The organism is Kosakonia sp. YIM B13588 (genome assembly GCF_042788165.1).
GTDB lineage: Bacteria > Pseudomonadota > Gammaproteobacteria > Enterobacterales > Enterobacteriaceae > Kosakonia > Kosakonia sacchari.
In genome coordinates this window covers 35,315-50,019 of record NZ_JBHZPO010000012.1, presented here as the reverse complement: position 1 = coordinate 50,019, position 14,705 = coordinate 35,315, and the positions used below count along the sequence as shown (strand labels likewise).

Here is a 14,705-nt window from a genome sequence, read left to right as displayed (position 1 = left end):
GGGGTGTATTATTAATATGTTAATGTTGCATAGCAGACGCAAGTCTGACATTCCCGACTAAATTGGTCAACTATTTAGTTGACTGTTTTAGTCAGGTATTTGTCGTTTAGTGCTTTCATATATTTAGGCCGAAAACGGGACATTTCCCGGCCTTGCACATTACTCTTTATGCTTCTGTTCGATAGAAGCCAGAATGCCGCGCAGGATATTAAGCTCCTGGCTTTCCGGGCGCGCGCGGGTAAACAGACGGCGCAGTTTGTTCATCACCTGGCCGGGGTGATTTTCACGAATAAAACCTGTCGCCAGCAGGGTTTGCTCCAGATGCCCGTAAAAACGCTCCAGATCGTCCACCAGCGGGTACGGCGTCTCTTCATGCTCAACCGCCGGGGCAGTGCTCTCTTGCGCTGCCAGCCAGGCCATGCGCACTTCATAAGCAATAACCTGAACCGCCATCGCCAGGTTCAGCGAGCTGTATTCCGGGTTGGCGGCAATCGCCACGTGATAATGGCACTTTTGCAGTTCATCGTTGGTCAGGCCAACGCGTTCGCGACCAAACACCAGCGCGACCGGCGCGTGTTGCGCTTCGGCAACGCTTTTCAGACCACATTCACGCGGATCGAGCATCGGCCACGGCAGCGTGCGGGAACGCGCGCTGGTGCCAACAACCAGGCTGCAACCGGCGAGCGCTTCATCCAGCGTGTCGACGATTTGCGCATTGCCAATCACATCGCTGGCACCTGCGGCCAGCGCGATAGCTTGTGAATCCGGTTTTACCAGCGGGTTCACCAGCCAGAGATTCGTCAAACCCATTGTTTTCATTGCACGAGCAACAGAGCCCATGTTGCCGGTGTGGGAGGTTTCCACCAGTACGATTCGAATATTTTGCAGCATAGATTTTCAACGGCTAAAGAATATTCGCGCATATTATCATAAAGCAAAGACATAATCCGAATTCGCTGCTATGATATGCGCCGTTTTCCGTTCTTTAACATCCAGTGAGAGAGACCGATGCATCCGATGCTGAACATCGCCGTGCGTGCTGCGCGCAAGGCGGGTAATTTAATTGCCAAAAACTACGAAACTCCGGACACCGTAGAAACCAGCCAGAAAGGCAGCAATGATTTCGTGACCAACATTGATAAAGCAGCCGAAGCGCTGATTATCGAAACGATCCGCAAATCTTACCCGCAACACACCATCATCACCGAAGAGAGTGGTGAGCACGAAGGCGCTGACCAGGATGTACAATGGGTTATCGATCCCCTGGATGGCACCACCAACTTTATCAAACGCCTGCCGCACTTCGCGGTATCCATCGCCGTACGAATCAAAGGCCGCACAGAAGTCGCTGTGGTTTACGATCCTATGCGTAACGAACTGTTCACCGCTACTCGCGGTCAGGGCGCACAGCTGAACGGCTACCGTCTGCGCGGCAGCACGGCTCGCGATCTGGATGGCACCATTCTGGCGACCGGTTTCCCGTTCAAAGCCAAACAACACGCCACCACCTACATCAACATCGTGGGCAAACTTTTCACTGAATGCGCGGATTTCCGCCGCACCGGTTCCGCTGCGCTGGATCTGGCCTACGTTGCCGCTGGCCGCGTGGATGGTTTCTTCGAAATTGCGCTGAAACCGTGGGATTTCGCTGCCGGTGAACTGCTGGTGCGTGAAGCTGGTGGCCTGGTGTGCGATTTCACCGGCGGTCACAACTATATGATGACCGGCAACATCGTGGCGGGTAACCCGCGCGTGGTTAAAGCGATGCTGGCGAATATGCGTGAAGAGCTGAGCGACGCGCTGAAACGCTAAGTCAGGCTGTGCCCGGTGGGGGCTCGCCGCCACCGGGCGCTATCAAAACGGTCGTAATCCGCCGCCCGGCGGTAACGCACTGACCCACATCACTACCGACGCGCTAATTAACAACACGCCACCGGCCAGAGCCAGCGTGGTCCAGCCAACCTGTCGCCACAATACCGGCGCACGATCCCCACTTAATTTCACCGCCAGCTGTCGAAAACCATGAACCAGCAACGCCAGCGAACTGATGGTCAGCGACGTTCCGACCGCCATTGCCAGCGCGGATGCCACACCCCAGCTAAACACGCCAATCACTTTACTGAACAGCAGCACCATGATCGCACCGGAACAGGGGCGCATCCCCATCGACAAAATAATCATCAGCCGTGCGCGCCAGTCATCTCCACTCTGTAACTGTGAGGCCGTGGGTAAATGCTGATGACCGCAACCGCATCCTTCGTGATGCACATGGTGCGGCGTAAAGGCGCGGAATTTCGGCGTTTGTACAAGCGCGCGCAGCTTTTTCAACGCTCGCCAGCACAAAAGCCCTCCCAGCACACCCACCAGTAAATAACTGCCCTTCTCCAGCCAGTAACCGCTTAAATGCAGCTGTCGCGCCGGCAGCGCCAGGATACTCAGCACAACCACCACCAGCGCAATGGCCACCAGCCCCTGCAACAAAGAAGAGGCCAGCGTTAACCCAATCGCAGGTTTCAGTTTCGACGGATGCGTGGCAAGCCAGGTGGTGATCACCACTTTGCCGTGCCCCGGACCAAGCGCATGTAGCACACCATAGACAAAACTGAACAGCAGCAGCGCCCCGCCGGCCTGGTGCGGGTTCTCTGCCACCGCTTTCAGTAGGCTGCTCATTTTCATATTCACATCGCGCTGCCAGATAACGCTTTTCAACATAACTTGCGGCCAGATCTGCCATAACCACAATGCGGCGACCAGCGCGCATACTATAAAAAGCACCAGCGGCCACCAGTGCAATAAGCGTCGTTTTCGCGCCGCCGCGCTCACTATCACGGACATGTCAGCGTCACCGTCTGGGCAAATTGTTTACCGAGTTCCATATCTTCTGCCGGCGCATCGGCTTTATCCAGCGACTGGGCATAATTCAGCACTTCCTCGCCGGGTTTGGGCGTTTGTACCGCCAGTTTACAGCCCTGAGGAGCAGTAGCAGGCAATGCCGCGTCGCTCGCTTTTGCGTAGCTCATATCGACAAAATAGGTGGGATCGAAAGTGGAAAAAATATACTGCTGACCGCCGAGCGGCTGTGGTTCGGCGAGCGGCAAAATAAACGTCAGCACCGCCTGGTGCGCGACCTGTTCCATGCCATATTCCGTGGGCCGATTAAGAAACTTCACTTTCTGCCCGTGGTGCCAGACTTCGGTGAAATAGTGTTGACCCAGCACGTTTGCCATCACTTCTGCCGCCAGTTTTTTCCAGATCTCATCGCCGGGTTTTGCATTGCCTGCGTCATACAGCAGGTCTGCTGAGGTGATCTCATCCATCGTCCAGCGCATTTTCAGCCCGGTGAACTGCCCGTTGTCGATCACCACTTGCGTTTTCATGCGGATAAAACTGTGCGGATGCGCCACTACTGAAAATGATAAAAGCGCGAGAAACAGGCCACTGACGCATTGTTTAACTGCTTGCATGTATTCCTCACGAGAAAAATTCTGTGATGCTCCCCGGCAATCCTGAATGAAAGAGCTGCCGCTGCGCTATCGCTGAGCATACCTTTAACTACGCTTATCAAAAACCCCAACTGGAATCTGACAGATGACAATTGTAATGACACCGCCATCTGCGCTCTCCAGTCCGCAGCGCCGCTGCCAGGTGCTTTTGATGCTCGCCTTGCCGGGGCAGCACGTCACCATGGAACATATCAGCGCTATGAATGGAGTGGACGACGCCGTGGCTCGCCGGGATATCGCTGAAACGGAAAGTGAAATTCAGCGCTACCACCGGCTCTCAATCGTTCCCCACCCTAACGGCGGCTTTCGGATTGAGGGCGCTCCGCTCGATCAACGTTTATGCCTGTTGCACTGGCTTCGCCGTGCGCTGCGGCTGTGCCCGCAATTTATCACGCAACAGTTTACTCCGGCGTTAAAAACCGCGCTTAAACAGCAAGGTATTGCCCGAACGTTATACGACGACACAAACCTGCTGGCGTTGATTAATCTCTGTTCGCGTCGCCTGGAGCGCGTCTTTGAATGCCGGGATATGCAATTTCTGCGTCTCTATTTGCAATATTGTTTACTGCAACATCACCAAGGACATACCCCGGAATTTAACCCGGTTCAGCAAGAGTGGGCGCGAATGCGCGCCGAGTATCATGTAGCACAGGAGATTGTTCGTCACTGGCAGCGCCGCGTTGTCGACTCTCCGCAGCAGAATGAGCACCTGTTTTTGTCGCTGCTGTTTATGCTGGTGCGCACGCCCGATCCGCTGCGTGACCGGCAACACCAGGATCGCCGTCTGCAAAAAGCCATCCACCGGATGATCGCCCGCTTTCACGCTCTGGCGGGGCTGCGTTTCAGCGACGAGCAGGGTTTAAGTGCCCAGCTCTATATTCACATTGCCCAGGCGCTGGATCGCAGCTTGTTCGGCATTGGCATTGATAACAGCCTGCCTGACGAGATCAACCAGCTTTACCCGCGCCTGATGCGAACCACCCGCGATGCGTTGCAGGAGCTGGAAGACGAGTACGATTTGCGCTTTAGCGATGAAGAGGCCGGGCTGGTGGCGGTGATTTTCGGCGCCTGGCTGATGCAGGACAGCGATCTGCATGAGAAACAGGTGGTGTTGATTACAGGCGAAGACAGTACGCGCGAACAACAGATTGAGCAGCAACTGCGCGAATTAACGCTGCTGCCGCTCAGTATTAAATATTTGCCGCTGGCGGAATTTCGTAAGGCTGGCGCACCGAAAGACGTGACGTTGATTATCACGCCTTACACTACGCCGCTGCCGTTGTTTTCACCGCCGTTGATTCACACCGACGGGCCGCTGAGCGGGCAACAACAGCGGCATATCCGCGACATGCTGGAAAGCTAGCGGGCCTGTACAGCGACGTTCGGGCGCAGGAACAGGGCCGGAATGGCCAGCACGGCCATGACAAAAAACAGCCCCTGATGCAGATGTTCAAACAGGAAACCGGCGATCATGGTCATCAGCGCAATGCTGCCGCCCATCGCGACCGCTGAATACACCGCTTGCAGGCGAATCACCTCACTGCCCTGCCGCGCCGAGATATAGCGCATCGCGGCCAGATGGCAAACGGTGAACGTGCCGCAGTGCAGGATCTGAGCAATAATCAGCCACGGAAGCTCGGTCGTCCAGCCCATCAGGCTCCAGCGCACCAGCCCGCAAACGGCGGAAAGCAGCAGCAGATCGCGCGCGCTGAAGCGGCGGAACAGTCGGTTACTGAGCGCGAAAATCACCACTTCTGCCACCACGCCTAACGACCACAAATACCCCACGGTTGACGCAGAATACCCCGCGGATTGCCAGTAAATGGCGCTGAAGCCGTAGTAAGCCGCATGTGCGCCCTGCAGCAGCGACACGCAGGCGAGAAAACGCCAGTTCTGCACAATCAGTGCCCGCCAGGCCTGCCAGCCTGCGCCGTCCTGCTGGCGATTTTCACCCTGCGGCAAAATGGAAGGACGCAGCAGCATACCCAACAACATGGATGCCGCGCCCAGCGTCAGCAGCGCCAGAATCGCCTGGTAATCAAACAAGCTCACCAGTTTGCCGGTGAGCGCCGAACCAATCACAAAAGCAATCGATCCCCACAGCCGCACGCGACCATAATCCATCGGGAACTGTTTTTGCCAGGTGCCCGCCAGCGCATCGGTGAGCGGCACCAGTGGTGAAAAGAAGAGGTTGAAACCAATGATAATGACCGCCAGCCACGCCACATGCGTTCCTGCATAAAACGCCAGCGCAAACAGCAACGTTGCCAGCGCCAGCACGCGCAAAGCTGTAATCAAGCGGGAAGGATCGCTCACGCGCGGAGCGATGAAAAGGCTGCCAAGAAAGCGGGCGACAAGACCTGCGCCGAGCAACATACCGATGATTTCGGGGGTCAGCCCTACGCCTTTGAGCCAGACGCTCCAGAAAGGTAAAAAGATGCCGTAGCTAAAAAAGTAGGTGAAATAAGCGAGCGCCAGCCAGCGCGTGGACTGCAAAACCATGATTTCCTCCTGAATGGAGGCGATAGTCTGGCGATAAATAACAGGGCTGGCAAGTAACAATCAGGCAACACATGCGTTTGCCCAACGTTTGCAGGCGAATATCTGCACCCAGGTTGCTCGTCGTTGCTTAGCGAATATAAGAATCCAGCACGCTCAGCACCACATCCAGATCCGCTTCACGCTTAATTTCGTCGTTCTCATGCACGATATGATCGGTCAGATGGCCTTTGATCACCTCGCGCATTAACCCGTTTACTGCGCCACGGATCGCCGCGATTTGCTGCAAAACCTGGGCGCACTCATGAGGTTCATCGAGCATTTTTTTCAGCGCGCCAACCTGTCCTTCGATTTTGCTCGCCCGCGCTTTCAGCTTTTTCTTGTCCCGGATGGTATGCGACATACAGACCTCAAATAGACCGTGCTTAAACGACCCTTAGCATACCATGCATCAACTGGGGGGGAGTTTATTTCTACTGGGGGATAGTATTTTCTACTGGGGGGGAGTAGATTTGAGCGCACAAATTTTTACCGAGAATTATTCTCATGAATGACTTCACCCCCCTTTTTCAGCAAGGGAACGCCTGGTTTTTTATTCCGAGCGCCATCCTGCTAGGCGCGCTGCATGGCCTCGAACCGGGGCACTCTAAAACAATGATGGCGGCATTTATCATTGCCATTAAAGGCACGGTTAAACAGGCCGTGATGCTGGGTCTCGCCGCCACGCTATCGCACACGGTGGTGGTGTGGCTGATTGCGCTCGGAGGCATGTATCTCAGCAACCAGTTCACCGCGCAAACCGTTGAACCCTGGCTGCAAATGGTGTCTGCGGTGATCATTTTTGGTACGGCGGTGTGGATGTTCCTGCGCACCTGGCAAGGTCAACGTTCGTGGCTCGCCGGGCATCATCACCACCACGATCATGACCACAGCCATGCGCATCGCGCGCCCAGCATGGTGCTTCAACCCGTTACACACGCCCGAGTTACCGCACAGCCAACAATTCTGTCGCTGCGTAAAGTGACCAAAGAGGAGGAGTATCAGGATGCGCACGAGCGGGCGCACGCGCGGGATATTGAGCGGCGTTTTACCGGCGGCGAGGTGACTAACGGACAGATCCTGCTATTCGGTTTAACCGGCGGGCTTATCCCCTGCCCGGCAGCGATCACCATTTTGCTGATCTGCATTCAGTTAAAAGCCATCACGTTGGGCGCAACATTAGTGGTCTCTTTCAGTATCGGGCTTGCACTCACACTGGTTGCGGTTGGCGTTGGCGCGGCAATCAGCGTACAGCAAGCGGCAAAACGCTGGTCCGGCTTTAACACGTTGGCGCGTAAGGCCCCCTATTTTTCCAGTGCGCTTATCGCACTTGTCGGGATTTATATGGGTATTCACGGTTATAGCGCACTGCAATAAGGCATAAAAAAACCCGCCGAAGCGGGTTTTTCAAAGCTGAATAAACTTAGGCGTAAACCGGGAAGCGGGCGCAAATATCCAGAACTTTCTGTTTAGTGCGCTCAATAACGGCTTCGTCATTGATGCTATCCAGCACGTCACACATCCAGCCAGCCAGTTCCTTCACTTCCGCTTCTTTGAAGCCGCGGCGAGTCACAGCCGGGGAACCGATACGGATACCGGAAGTGACAAACGGGCTCTTCGGATCGTTCGGCACGCTGTTTTTGTTCACCGTAATGTTCGCACGGCCCAGCGCGGCATCAGCTTCTTTACCGGTCAGGTTTTTGTCCACCAGATCCAGCAGGAACAGGTGGTTTTCAGTACCGCCAGACACTACTTTGTAGCCACGGTTCAGAAACACTTCCACCATCGCTTTGGCGTTTTTGGCAACCTGCTGCTGGTAAACTTTAAACTCTGGCTCCATCGCTTCTTTCAGTGCCACCGCTTTTGCCGCGATAACGTGCATCAGCGGGCCGCCCTGTGCGCTTGGGAAAACAGCGGAGTTCAGTTTTTTATACAGCTCTTCGTCACCGCCTTTCGCCAGGATCAGACCACCGCGCGGGCCCGCCAGGGTTTTGTGAGTGGTGGTGGTCACAACGTGCGCATGCGGAACCGGGTTCGGGTAAACGCCAGCAGCAATCAGACCCGCAACGTGTGCCATGTCAACGAACAGGTAAGCCCCGATGCTGTCGGCGATTTCACGCATTTTTGCCCAGTCAACGATGCCGGAGTAAGCAGAGAAACCACCGATAATCATCTTCGGTTTGTGCTCTTTCGCCTGCTTCGCCATGTCTTCGTAGTCAATTTTACCGGACTCATCAATACCGTAAGGGATGATGTTGTACAGTTTGCCAGAGAAGTTAACCGGGGAGCCGTGAGTCAGGTGACCGCCCTGCGCCAGGTTCATACCCAGAACGGTATCGCCCGGTTGCAGCAGCGCAGTGTAGACCGCGAAGTTCGCCTGTGAACCGGAGTGCGGCTGCACGTTAGCGTAATCCGCGCCAAACAGCTCTTTTGCACGATCAATTGCCAGTTGCTCAACGATATCCACATACTCGCAACCGCCGTAGTAACGTTTACCCGGGTAACCTTCGGCGTATTTGTTCGTCAGCTGAGAACCCTGAGCCTGCATTACACGCGGGCTGGTGTAGTTTTCGGAGGCGATCAGTTCAATGTGTTCTTCCTGACGTACTTTTTCCTGCTCCATAGCCTGCCACAGTTCGGCATCATAATCGGCAATGTTCATTTCACGCTTTAACATCCGCATCTCCTGACTCAGCTAACAAAACAACTCTAAATGAGGGCCCAAATTTGGGGAACGGCCCACAGTATAACTGATTAATATTCTGATAACAGGTCTTGACAAAGGTTTTTACGCAAACGATTGGCTCCGCGTCAGACAAGGGTTTGAGCGATAACACACTTCCCTTTTAAAGCGGATTTCTTTTCAGGTTTGTGATGCAACTTATTCACGATGTAAATCCCTTTACATTGTCCGCTCTTTACAAGTCTGGTCGCTGCGCTATAAGATGCATTTAAAATACAACTTTAAATAATCTGCAAAAAAGGAAGCAATCATGCTCGACGCCCAAACCATCGCTACGGTCAAAGCCACCCTTCCCCTGCTGGCGGCAACCGGACCAAAACTCACTGCCCATTTTTACGACCGAATGTTCACTCACAACCCGGAACTGAAAGAGATTTTCAATATGAGCAACCAGCGCAACGGCGATCAGCGTGAAGCGCTGTTCAACGCCATTGCCGCTTACGCCAGCAATATTGATAATCTTGCCGCGCTGCTGCCGGCGGTTGAAAAAATCGCCCAGAAGCACACCAGCTTCCAGATCCAGCCGGAACAGTACAACATCGTTGGCACACACCTGCTGGCGACGCTGGATGAGATGTTCAGCCCAGGGCAAGAAGTGTTGGACGCCTGGGGAAAAGCCTACGGCGTACTGGCGGGCGTGTTTATCAACCGTGAAGCGCAGATTTACAGCGAACACGCGGAAAAAACCGGCGGCTGGCAAGGCACACGCGCATTCCGCCTGGTAGAGAAAAAACCGCAGAGCACGCTGATTACCAGCTTTGAATTCGAACCGGTCGACGGTCAGCCGGTCGCCGCATATCAGCCCGGGCAATATCTTGGTGTCTGGCTGAAGCCTGAGGGTTTCGCCAATCAGGAGATCCGCCAGTATTCACTGACCCGCAAGCCTGACGGCAAAAGCTACCGTATCGCGGTAAAACGCGAAGCGGGCGGGCAGGTTTCTAACTGGCTGCATAACAGTGCGAAAGTGGGCGATATTGTGCATCTTGCCGCGCCTGCCGGGGATTTCTTTATTGATGTGCAAAGCGACACGCCGGTCACGCTGATCTCTGCGGGTGTCGGTCAAACACCGATGCTGGCGATGCTCGACAGCCTTTCCAAATCGCAGCATGCCGCGCAGGTAAACTGGTTCCACGCCGCGATGAATGGCGAGGTGCATGCTTTTGCCGATGAAGTGAGCAGACTGGGCGCGTCGCTGAACCATTTTTATCAACATATATGGTATCAACAGCCTGCGGCGGCTGAGGCGAATAGCGGTCGCTATCACAGTGAAGGGTTGATGGATTTACACACGCTGGAAGGGAAGTTCAGCGATCCGGCGATGCAGTTTTACCTCTGCGGCCCGGTCGGTTTTATGCAGTTTGTCGCGAAACAGCTGGTCGCGCTTGGCGTGAACAAAGACAGCATTCATTACGAATGCTTTGGCCCGCATAAAGTGTTGTAAAACAGGCACCCTCACCCTACGGGGTGAGGGAAAAAAATCAGATTGCGGCGTCGTCTTCTTCGCCGGTACGAATACGTACAACGCGCGCGACGTCAAAGACGAAGATCTTACCGTCGCCGATCTTACCGGTCTGGGCAGTGCGGATAATGGTGTCCACGCAGGTATCAACGATGTCGTCAGTCACGACAATTTCAATCTTCACCTTCGGCAGAAAATCCACCATATACTCCGCGCCACGGTAAAGTTCAGTGTGGCCTTTCTGACGACCAAAACCTTTCACTTCCGTTACCGTCATCCCGGTGATGCCGACTTCAGCCAGCGCTTCACGTACGTCATCCAGTTTGAAAGGTTTAATAATCGCATCAATCTTTTTCATGGTCGTTCCTTACACGCTCTTGCCAGTCTGCTGCATCGTAATCGGTTGCTCACAGTACCATAATCATTTCGCCATTACTCTTTAAAGTCGTTGGCGTCCAGCTCATGGCGGGAGAGTAATTTGTAAAACTCGGTGCGGTTGCGCCCCGCCATGCGCGCGGCATGCGTGACATTACCCTTGGTGATTTGCAGCAGCTTGCGCAGGTAGTTCAGTTCAAACTGATTACGCGCCTCAACAAAGGTCGGCAGCGCGGTGTTTTCCCCTTCCAGCGCCTGCTCCACCAGCGCATCGCTGATAACCGGCGACGAAGTGAGTGCCACGCACTGCTCAATAACGTTAACCAACTGGCGCACGTTGCCCGGCCAGCCGGCGGTCATCAACCGCTTCATGGCATCAGTGGAAAATGCGCGAACAAACGGTTTATGCCTCTCCGCCGACTGTTTCAGCAAATGATTGGCCAGCAGCGGAATATCTTCCGCGCGCTCAGCCAGCGCCGGGATCTTCAGGCTCACCACATTCAGCCGATAGTAGAGATCTTCGCGAAACTCGCCGCGCGCCATCGCTTTCGGTAAATCACGGTGCGTGGCTGAAATGATGCGCACATTAATATCGATATCGCGGTTACTGCCAAGCGGGCGCACTTTGCGCTCCTGCAATACGCGTAGCAGTTTGACCTGCAACGGAATCGGCATATCACCAATTTCATCCAGAAACAGCGTGCCGCCTTCTGCTGCCTGAAACAGCCCCTCGCGGCTGCTGACTGCGCCGGTAAACGCACCGCGCGCGTGACCGAACAGCTCAGATTCCAGCAACTGTTCCGGCAACGCGCCGCAGTTAATGGCAATAAACGCACTTTTGCTGCGCGGACTGGCGTTATGAATCGCCTGTGCGAGCACCTCTTTCCCGGTGCCGCTCTGGCCGTTAATCAGCACGCTCACGTCAGATTGCGCCACCATCCGCGCCTGCTCCAGCAGACGCAGCATCACCGGGCTACGGGTGACAATGGTTTCACGCCACTGGTCGTCCATTGCCGAACCGCTGTGCTCCAGCGCATCGTCAATCGCTTTATACAGCGCGTCTTTGTCCACCGGTTTGGTCAGAAAGCTGAACACGCCCTGCTGTGTAGCGGCCACCGCATCGGGAATCGAGCCGTGCGCCGTCAGGATAATCACCGGCATGCCCGGCTGTACGCGCTGGATTTCGGCAAACAGCTGCATGCCGTCCATCTCATCCATGCGCAGATCGCTTATCACCAGATCGACCTTTTCCCGCGCGAGAATGCGTAACCCTTCCTGCCCACTTTCTGCCGTAACGATGCTATAGCCTTCGCTGGTGAGGCGTAGCCCGAGCAGTTTCAACAGCCCCGGATCGTCATCCACCAGCAACAGATGGGCAGGTTTACGGCTGGTCATGGTTTCACATCCTCCTGAGTGCCGTCGCTTTTAGACGGGTGAGAACTGTCCGGCAGGTCGGTAGCGGCGGGTTTATTACGCGTGGAGAGGCGCCGTTCAATATCGGTGAGGTTTTCCAGTTTACGTGTAGTCGTTTCCAGTTGTTCACGCAGAAATTGTTGCTGCTGGCGCAGACTATCCAGCTCGCTGTCTGCAGATTGCTGCAATTTCGCGTAACGGGCGCGCTCTTCCGCCAGTTGCAACTGGGCTTTTTCACCATCGCGCCACAGCTCAAACAGTGGGCGAACCTGCGCAGGGATTGTGGGGCTTAATGCGGCCAGTCGCTCGGTGTATTCACGACGCTCAAGCGGCGAAATTTTGGCGTTAGAGAGCAAAATGCCGCGCCTGAACGTGGCCTGCCAGTTATCGTCAGACCAGGTACGTGCTTCGGCACGCGCGGCGGCGGGCGATAAACGTTGCGCACAGTCCATACCGCGCAGCCAGAAAAGCGGGTTGGTGTCGACGTTTTGCCCGGACAGCGACCAGATATCGTCGCAATCTGTGGACAAGAAATCGGCCAGTTGATGTTCAGGGAGCCGTTCTTCCTGGGGGTCATGAATCGCGCTTTGCGGCTTTTGCGCAACACAGCCTGCCAGCAGCAGACAGGGAAATACGCGAAGCCAGGCGTTTTGCTGTGTAACCGCGTTAACCACGCGGGAAAAAACATGCGACATACTCACCAGATTTAGATTCATTGAGTGGATTTTTCCGGCGCACTGAGGGGTAGCTCAATACGGAAACAGACATCAGCTTTGCTGCTCGCCACCAGATGCAGTTCGCCTTGCATGCGGCGAATGCAGTCTCTGGCAATACTTAGCCCTAACCCGCTGCCTTTCACCGCTCCTTTTCGCTGGTGGCTGCCCTGAAAGAACGGTTCAAAGATCATTTCACGCTCCGTTTCAGGGATCGGCGTACCGGTATTTGCCACTTCGATACAGAGCCGTGCGTTGGCAGTATAGCTGTGCAGAGAAATGTTACCGGATTCAGCACCATAGTGCACCGCGTTGGAGTAAAGATTATCCAGCACGCTCATCAGCAACATCGGTTCGGCCTTGCAGGTCGCCACATCAAGGGTGACATCGGTATGCATCATTTTAGCTCGCGCCGGCAAACTGTGGGCAGAGATCACCATTTCTACCAGTGGCGCGAGTTCAACGGTTTCCAGTTCCACCGAACCTTCGGCCAGCTTGCGGTTATAATCCAGCAACTGCTCAATCAGTTTTTGCAGATTGCGGCTACTGGCATCAAGGATCTCCACCACCTCTTTCTGTTCCACCGTCAGCGGTCCGACAACCTGATCGGCAAGCAACTCGGTGCCTTCGCGCATGCTGGCAAGCGGCGTTTTTAGCTCGTGGGAAAGATGGCGTAAGAATTGATGGCGCTGTGATTCAAGCCAGGCCAGCCTTTCGCTCAGCCAGAGGATCCGTTCGCCGACATAGCGCAACTCGCGCGGGCCTTTAAAGACAACGCTGCGGCCCAGGGTTCTCCCCTCGCCTAAGCGATTAATCATCCGCTCGATGCCCTTCACCGGGCCGATGATCATGCGGGTAAACAACAGCATTAACGCCAGGCTCACCAGGAATAACACCAACGCCTGCCAGCCGAAAAACTGGCCGCGTTCGGCTATTTCCAGCTGAAGCTGTTGCCCCCGGGAAAAGACCACCGCACGCGTCGATTGCACCATCTCGGTATTGGCGGCGGCAAACGCTTCAAGCTGCAAAGACGCCTCGGCTGTCGGGCCGCTATTTTTGCATTGTAACTGGGCGAGCGCGTTTAAATCCTGGCGCAGCGCCTGGTAAAGTTTATCGTCAGGGAGCACGCCCGCGTGGGCATCAAGCATCTCGCTATAGCGCTTACGCTGATTCTGGTACACGCGCGCCAGGGTGGCGTCATCCAGCACGCAGTACTGCCGGTAGCTACGCTCCATTTCCAGTGCGGCATTGGTCATTGCTTCACTGCGGCGCGCATCAATCAACGTTGTGCGGTTAGTCTGCAACGCCTGCGCACTGAGTGCGTTCAGGCTTTGCCATGCCTGCCAGGCTAACACCAGCAGCGGCAACAGGATTAACAAAAACGCCATCATGACCAGTTGGCGAAGCGAGCGGGGGAAAACAGGCCAGCGTTTCAATGCAGTTCTCTCGCAAAAAAAGGTAGGGAGATGCTAACTGATTTACCAAAAGCCAGAAACAACAAAGCCGGGTATTAACCCGGCTTTGTTATGAAATTAGGCGGTGCCTAACTCGACGTTTCGCCCGATGTCTGATAAAGCATTGCAATAATCAGCAGTTGGACGGCAGGCACCTTTACGTGCGTCATTCGAAGTTTATGTAGCGCGTCCCGAAGGGGCTGACATAAGAAGGTGAATGAGCCACTGCTTCATATTATGCAGATATTGTGCCAACATACCAATAAATATTTTAACAAATTGATTATAATGGATTTTATATTTTAAAAATGAAAATGTGATGTGCTTATCATTTCAACAACCTGTCGCTATTTAGCAACACACTGATAGCATCAAAAATAAACCATTTATAATCAATTAATTAAATGTCTCTGTTTGGAGACACTACTCAATACCCGATGTCGGGAAATGCCGACACTTTTGCTCAGGCGAAAAAAAAGCCCTCTTATAAAGAAGAGGGCTTACTGA

14 protein-coding genes are annotated in these 14,705 nt (G+C 54.6%); 4 read left to right on the top strand and 10 right to left on the bottom strand.

What is annotated here, in order from left to right:
- Positions 1-159: 159 nt before the first annotated feature.
- Entirely contained in the window at positions 160-891 is a 732-nt protein-coding gene (gene trmJ, locus ACFX4U_RS18610) for a tRNA (cytosine(32)/uridine(32)-2'-O)-methyltransferase TrmJ (RefSeq protein WP_200550142.1), read from the bottom strand.
- Positions 892-1,008: 117 nt separating this feature from the next.
- Between trmJ and suhB the strand changes: the two genes are divergently transcribed.
- Positions 1,009-1,812 carry an inositol-1-monophosphatase gene (gene suhB, locus ACFX4U_RS18605; RefSeq protein ID WP_305735308.1) on the top strand — a complete coding sequence of 268 codons (804 nt, stop codon included), beginning with the start codon at positions 1,009-1,011 and terminating at the stop codon, positions 1,810-1,812.
- Between the two features lie 42 nt (positions 1,813-1,854).
- Here suhB and ACFX4U_RS18600 read toward each other — a convergent pair whose 3' ends face one another.
- Positions 1,855-2,835 (bottom strand): nickel/cobalt transporter, encoded by a 981-nt coding sequence (locus ACFX4U_RS18600; RefSeq protein WP_349350491.1) that lies wholly within the window; start codon positions 2,833-2,835, stop codon positions 1,855-1,857.
- A complete protein-coding gene (locus ACFX4U_RS18595; RefSeq protein WP_305735306.1) occupies positions 2,826-3,464 on the bottom strand; it encodes a DUF1007 family protein in 639 nt (212 codons plus the stop codon). Before ACFX4U_RS18595 ends, ACFX4U_RS18600 begins: the two co-directional genes overlap by 10 nt.
- 124 nt (positions 3,465-3,588) lie before the next feature.
- On the opposite strand from ACFX4U_RS18595, the gene csiE reads away from it, so the two are divergent.
- A complete protein-coding gene (csiE, locus tag ACFX4U_RS18590) occupies positions 3,589-4,866 on the top strand; it encodes a stationary phase inducible protein CsiE (RefSeq protein ID WP_305735305.1) in 1,278 nt (425 codons plus the stop codon).
- Here csiE and ACFX4U_RS18585 read toward each other — a convergent pair.
- The gene (locus ACFX4U_RS18585; protein ID WP_065370336.1) at positions 4,863-6,005 is read right to left on the bottom strand and encodes a 3-phenylpropionate MFS transporter; all 1,143 of its coding nucleotides are present in this window, start codon (positions 6,003-6,005) and stop codon (positions 4,863-4,865) included. The two genes, csiE and ACFX4U_RS18585, sit on opposite strands and share 4 nt — an antisense overlap.
- Positions 6,006-6,132: 127 nt before the next feature.
- Positions 6,133-6,405 carry a Ni(II)/Co(II)-binding transcriptional repressor RcnR gene (rcnR, locus tag ACFX4U_RS18580; protein WP_065370335.1) on the bottom strand — a complete coding sequence of 91 codons (273 nt, stop codon included), beginning with the start codon at positions 6,403-6,405 and terminating at the stop codon, positions 6,133-6,135.
- Positions 6,406-6,548: 143 nt separating this feature from the next.
- Between rcnR and ACFX4U_RS18575 the strand changes: the two genes are divergently transcribed.
- Positions 6,549-7,418 (top strand): nickel/cobalt efflux protein RcnA, encoded by an 870-nt coding sequence (locus ACFX4U_RS18575; RefSeq protein ID WP_313507629.1) that lies wholly within the window; start codon positions 6,549-6,551, stop codon positions 7,416-7,418.
- 46 nt (positions 7,419-7,464) lie between these two features.
- Here ACFX4U_RS18575 and glyA read toward each other — a convergent pair whose 3' ends face one another.
- A complete protein-coding gene (gene glyA / locus ACFX4U_RS18570; RefSeq protein WP_131406444.1) occupies positions 7,465-8,718 on the bottom strand; it encodes a serine hydroxymethyltransferase in 1,254 nt (417 codons plus the stop codon).
- Between the two features lie 316 nt (positions 8,719-9,034).
- Here glyA and hmpA point away from each other — a divergent pair, with 316 nt between their 5' ends.
- Positions 9,035-10,225 (top strand): NO-inducible flavohemoprotein, encoded by a 1,191-nt coding sequence (gene hmpA / locus ACFX4U_RS18565; RefSeq protein WP_313507630.1) that lies wholly within the window; start codon positions 9,035-9,037, stop codon positions 10,223-10,225.
- Positions 10,226-10,262: 37 nt separating this feature from the next.
- Here hmpA and glnB read toward each other — a convergent pair whose 3' ends face one another.
- The 4 genes from glnB to qseE all read right to left on the bottom strand — a co-directional run bounded on the left by glnB (position 10,263) and on the right by qseE (position 14,180).
- Positions 10,263-10,601, bottom strand: coding sequence for a nitrogen regulatory protein P-II (glnB, locus tag ACFX4U_RS18560; protein ID WP_002438074.1), 339 nt, complete (start codon positions 10,599-10,601; stop codon positions 10,263-10,265).
- A 74-nt stretch (positions 10,602-10,675) separates the two neighbouring features.
- Positions 10,676-12,013 carry a two-component system response regulator GlrR gene (gene glrR / locus ACFX4U_RS18555; protein ID WP_017459023.1) on the bottom strand — a complete coding sequence of 446 codons (1,338 nt, stop codon included), beginning with the start codon at positions 12,011-12,013 and terminating at the stop codon, positions 10,676-10,678.
- Entirely contained in the window at positions 12,010-12,747 is a 738-nt protein-coding gene (gene qseG, locus ACFX4U_RS18550; RefSeq protein ID WP_313507631.1) for a two-component system QseEF-associated lipoprotein QseG, read from the bottom strand. The genes glrR and qseG overlap by 4 nt, the downstream gene beginning before the upstream one ends.
- Complete coding sequence (gene qseE / locus ACFX4U_RS18545) at positions 12,744-14,180, bottom strand: two component system sensor histidine kinase QseE/GlrK (protein ID WP_313507632.1); 1,437 nt, start codon at positions 14,178-14,180, stop codon at positions 12,744-12,746. The genes qseG and qseE overlap by 4 nt, the downstream gene beginning before the upstream one ends.
- Positions 14,181-14,705 lie beyond the last annotated feature (525 nt).

Excerpts from the sequence above, each read along its gene's own strand:
- suhB (WP_305735308.1), top strand. The coding sequence starts at position 1,009 with ATGCATCCGATGCTGAACATCGCCGTGCGTGCTGCGCGCAAGGCGGGT.
- ACFX4U_RS18585 (WP_065370336.1), bottom strand. The coding sequence starts at position 6,005 with ATGGTTTTGCAGTCCACGCGCTGGCTGGCGCTCGCTTATTTCACCTAC.
- glrR (WP_017459023.1), bottom strand. The coding sequence starts at position 12,013 with ATGACCAGCCGTAAACCTGCCCATCTGTTGCTGGTGGATGACGATCCG.
- qseG (WP_313507631.1), bottom strand. The coding sequence starts at position 12,747 with ATGAATCTAAATCTGGTGAGTATGTCGCATGTTTTTTCCCGCGTGGTT.
- trmJ (WP_200550142.1), bottom strand. The coding sequence starts at position 891 with ATGCTGCAAAATATTCGAATCGTACTGGTGGAAACCTCCCACACCGGC.
- glyA (WP_131406444.1), bottom strand. The coding sequence starts at position 8,718 with ATGTTAAAGCGTGAAATGAACATTGCCGATTATGATGCCGAACTGTGG.
- hmpA (WP_313507630.1), top strand. The coding sequence starts at position 9,035 with ATGCTCGACGCCCAAACCATCGCTACGGTCAAAGCCACCCTTCCCCTG.
- csiE (WP_305735305.1), top strand. The coding sequence starts at position 3,589 with ATGACAATTGTAATGACACCGCCATCTGCGCTCTCCAGTCCGCAGCGC.
- rcnR (WP_065370335.1), bottom strand. The coding sequence starts at position 6,405 with ATGTCGCATACCATCCGGGACAAGAAAAAGCTGAAAGCGCGGGCGAGC.
- ACFX4U_RS18600 (WP_349350491.1), bottom strand. The coding sequence starts at position 2,835 with ATGTCCGTGATAGTGAGCGCGGCGGCGCGAAAACGACGCTTATTGCAC.
- glnB (WP_002438074.1), bottom strand. The coding sequence starts at position 10,601 with ATGAAAAAGATTGATGCGATTATTAAACCTTTCAAACTGGATGACGTA.
- ACFX4U_RS18595 (WP_305735306.1), bottom strand. The coding sequence starts at position 3,464 with ATGCAAGCAGTTAAACAATGCGTCAGTGGCCTGTTTCTCGCGCTTTTA.
- ACFX4U_RS18575 (WP_313507629.1), top strand. The coding sequence starts at position 6,549 with ATGAATGACTTCACCCCCCTTTTTCAGCAAGGGAACGCCTGGTTTTTT.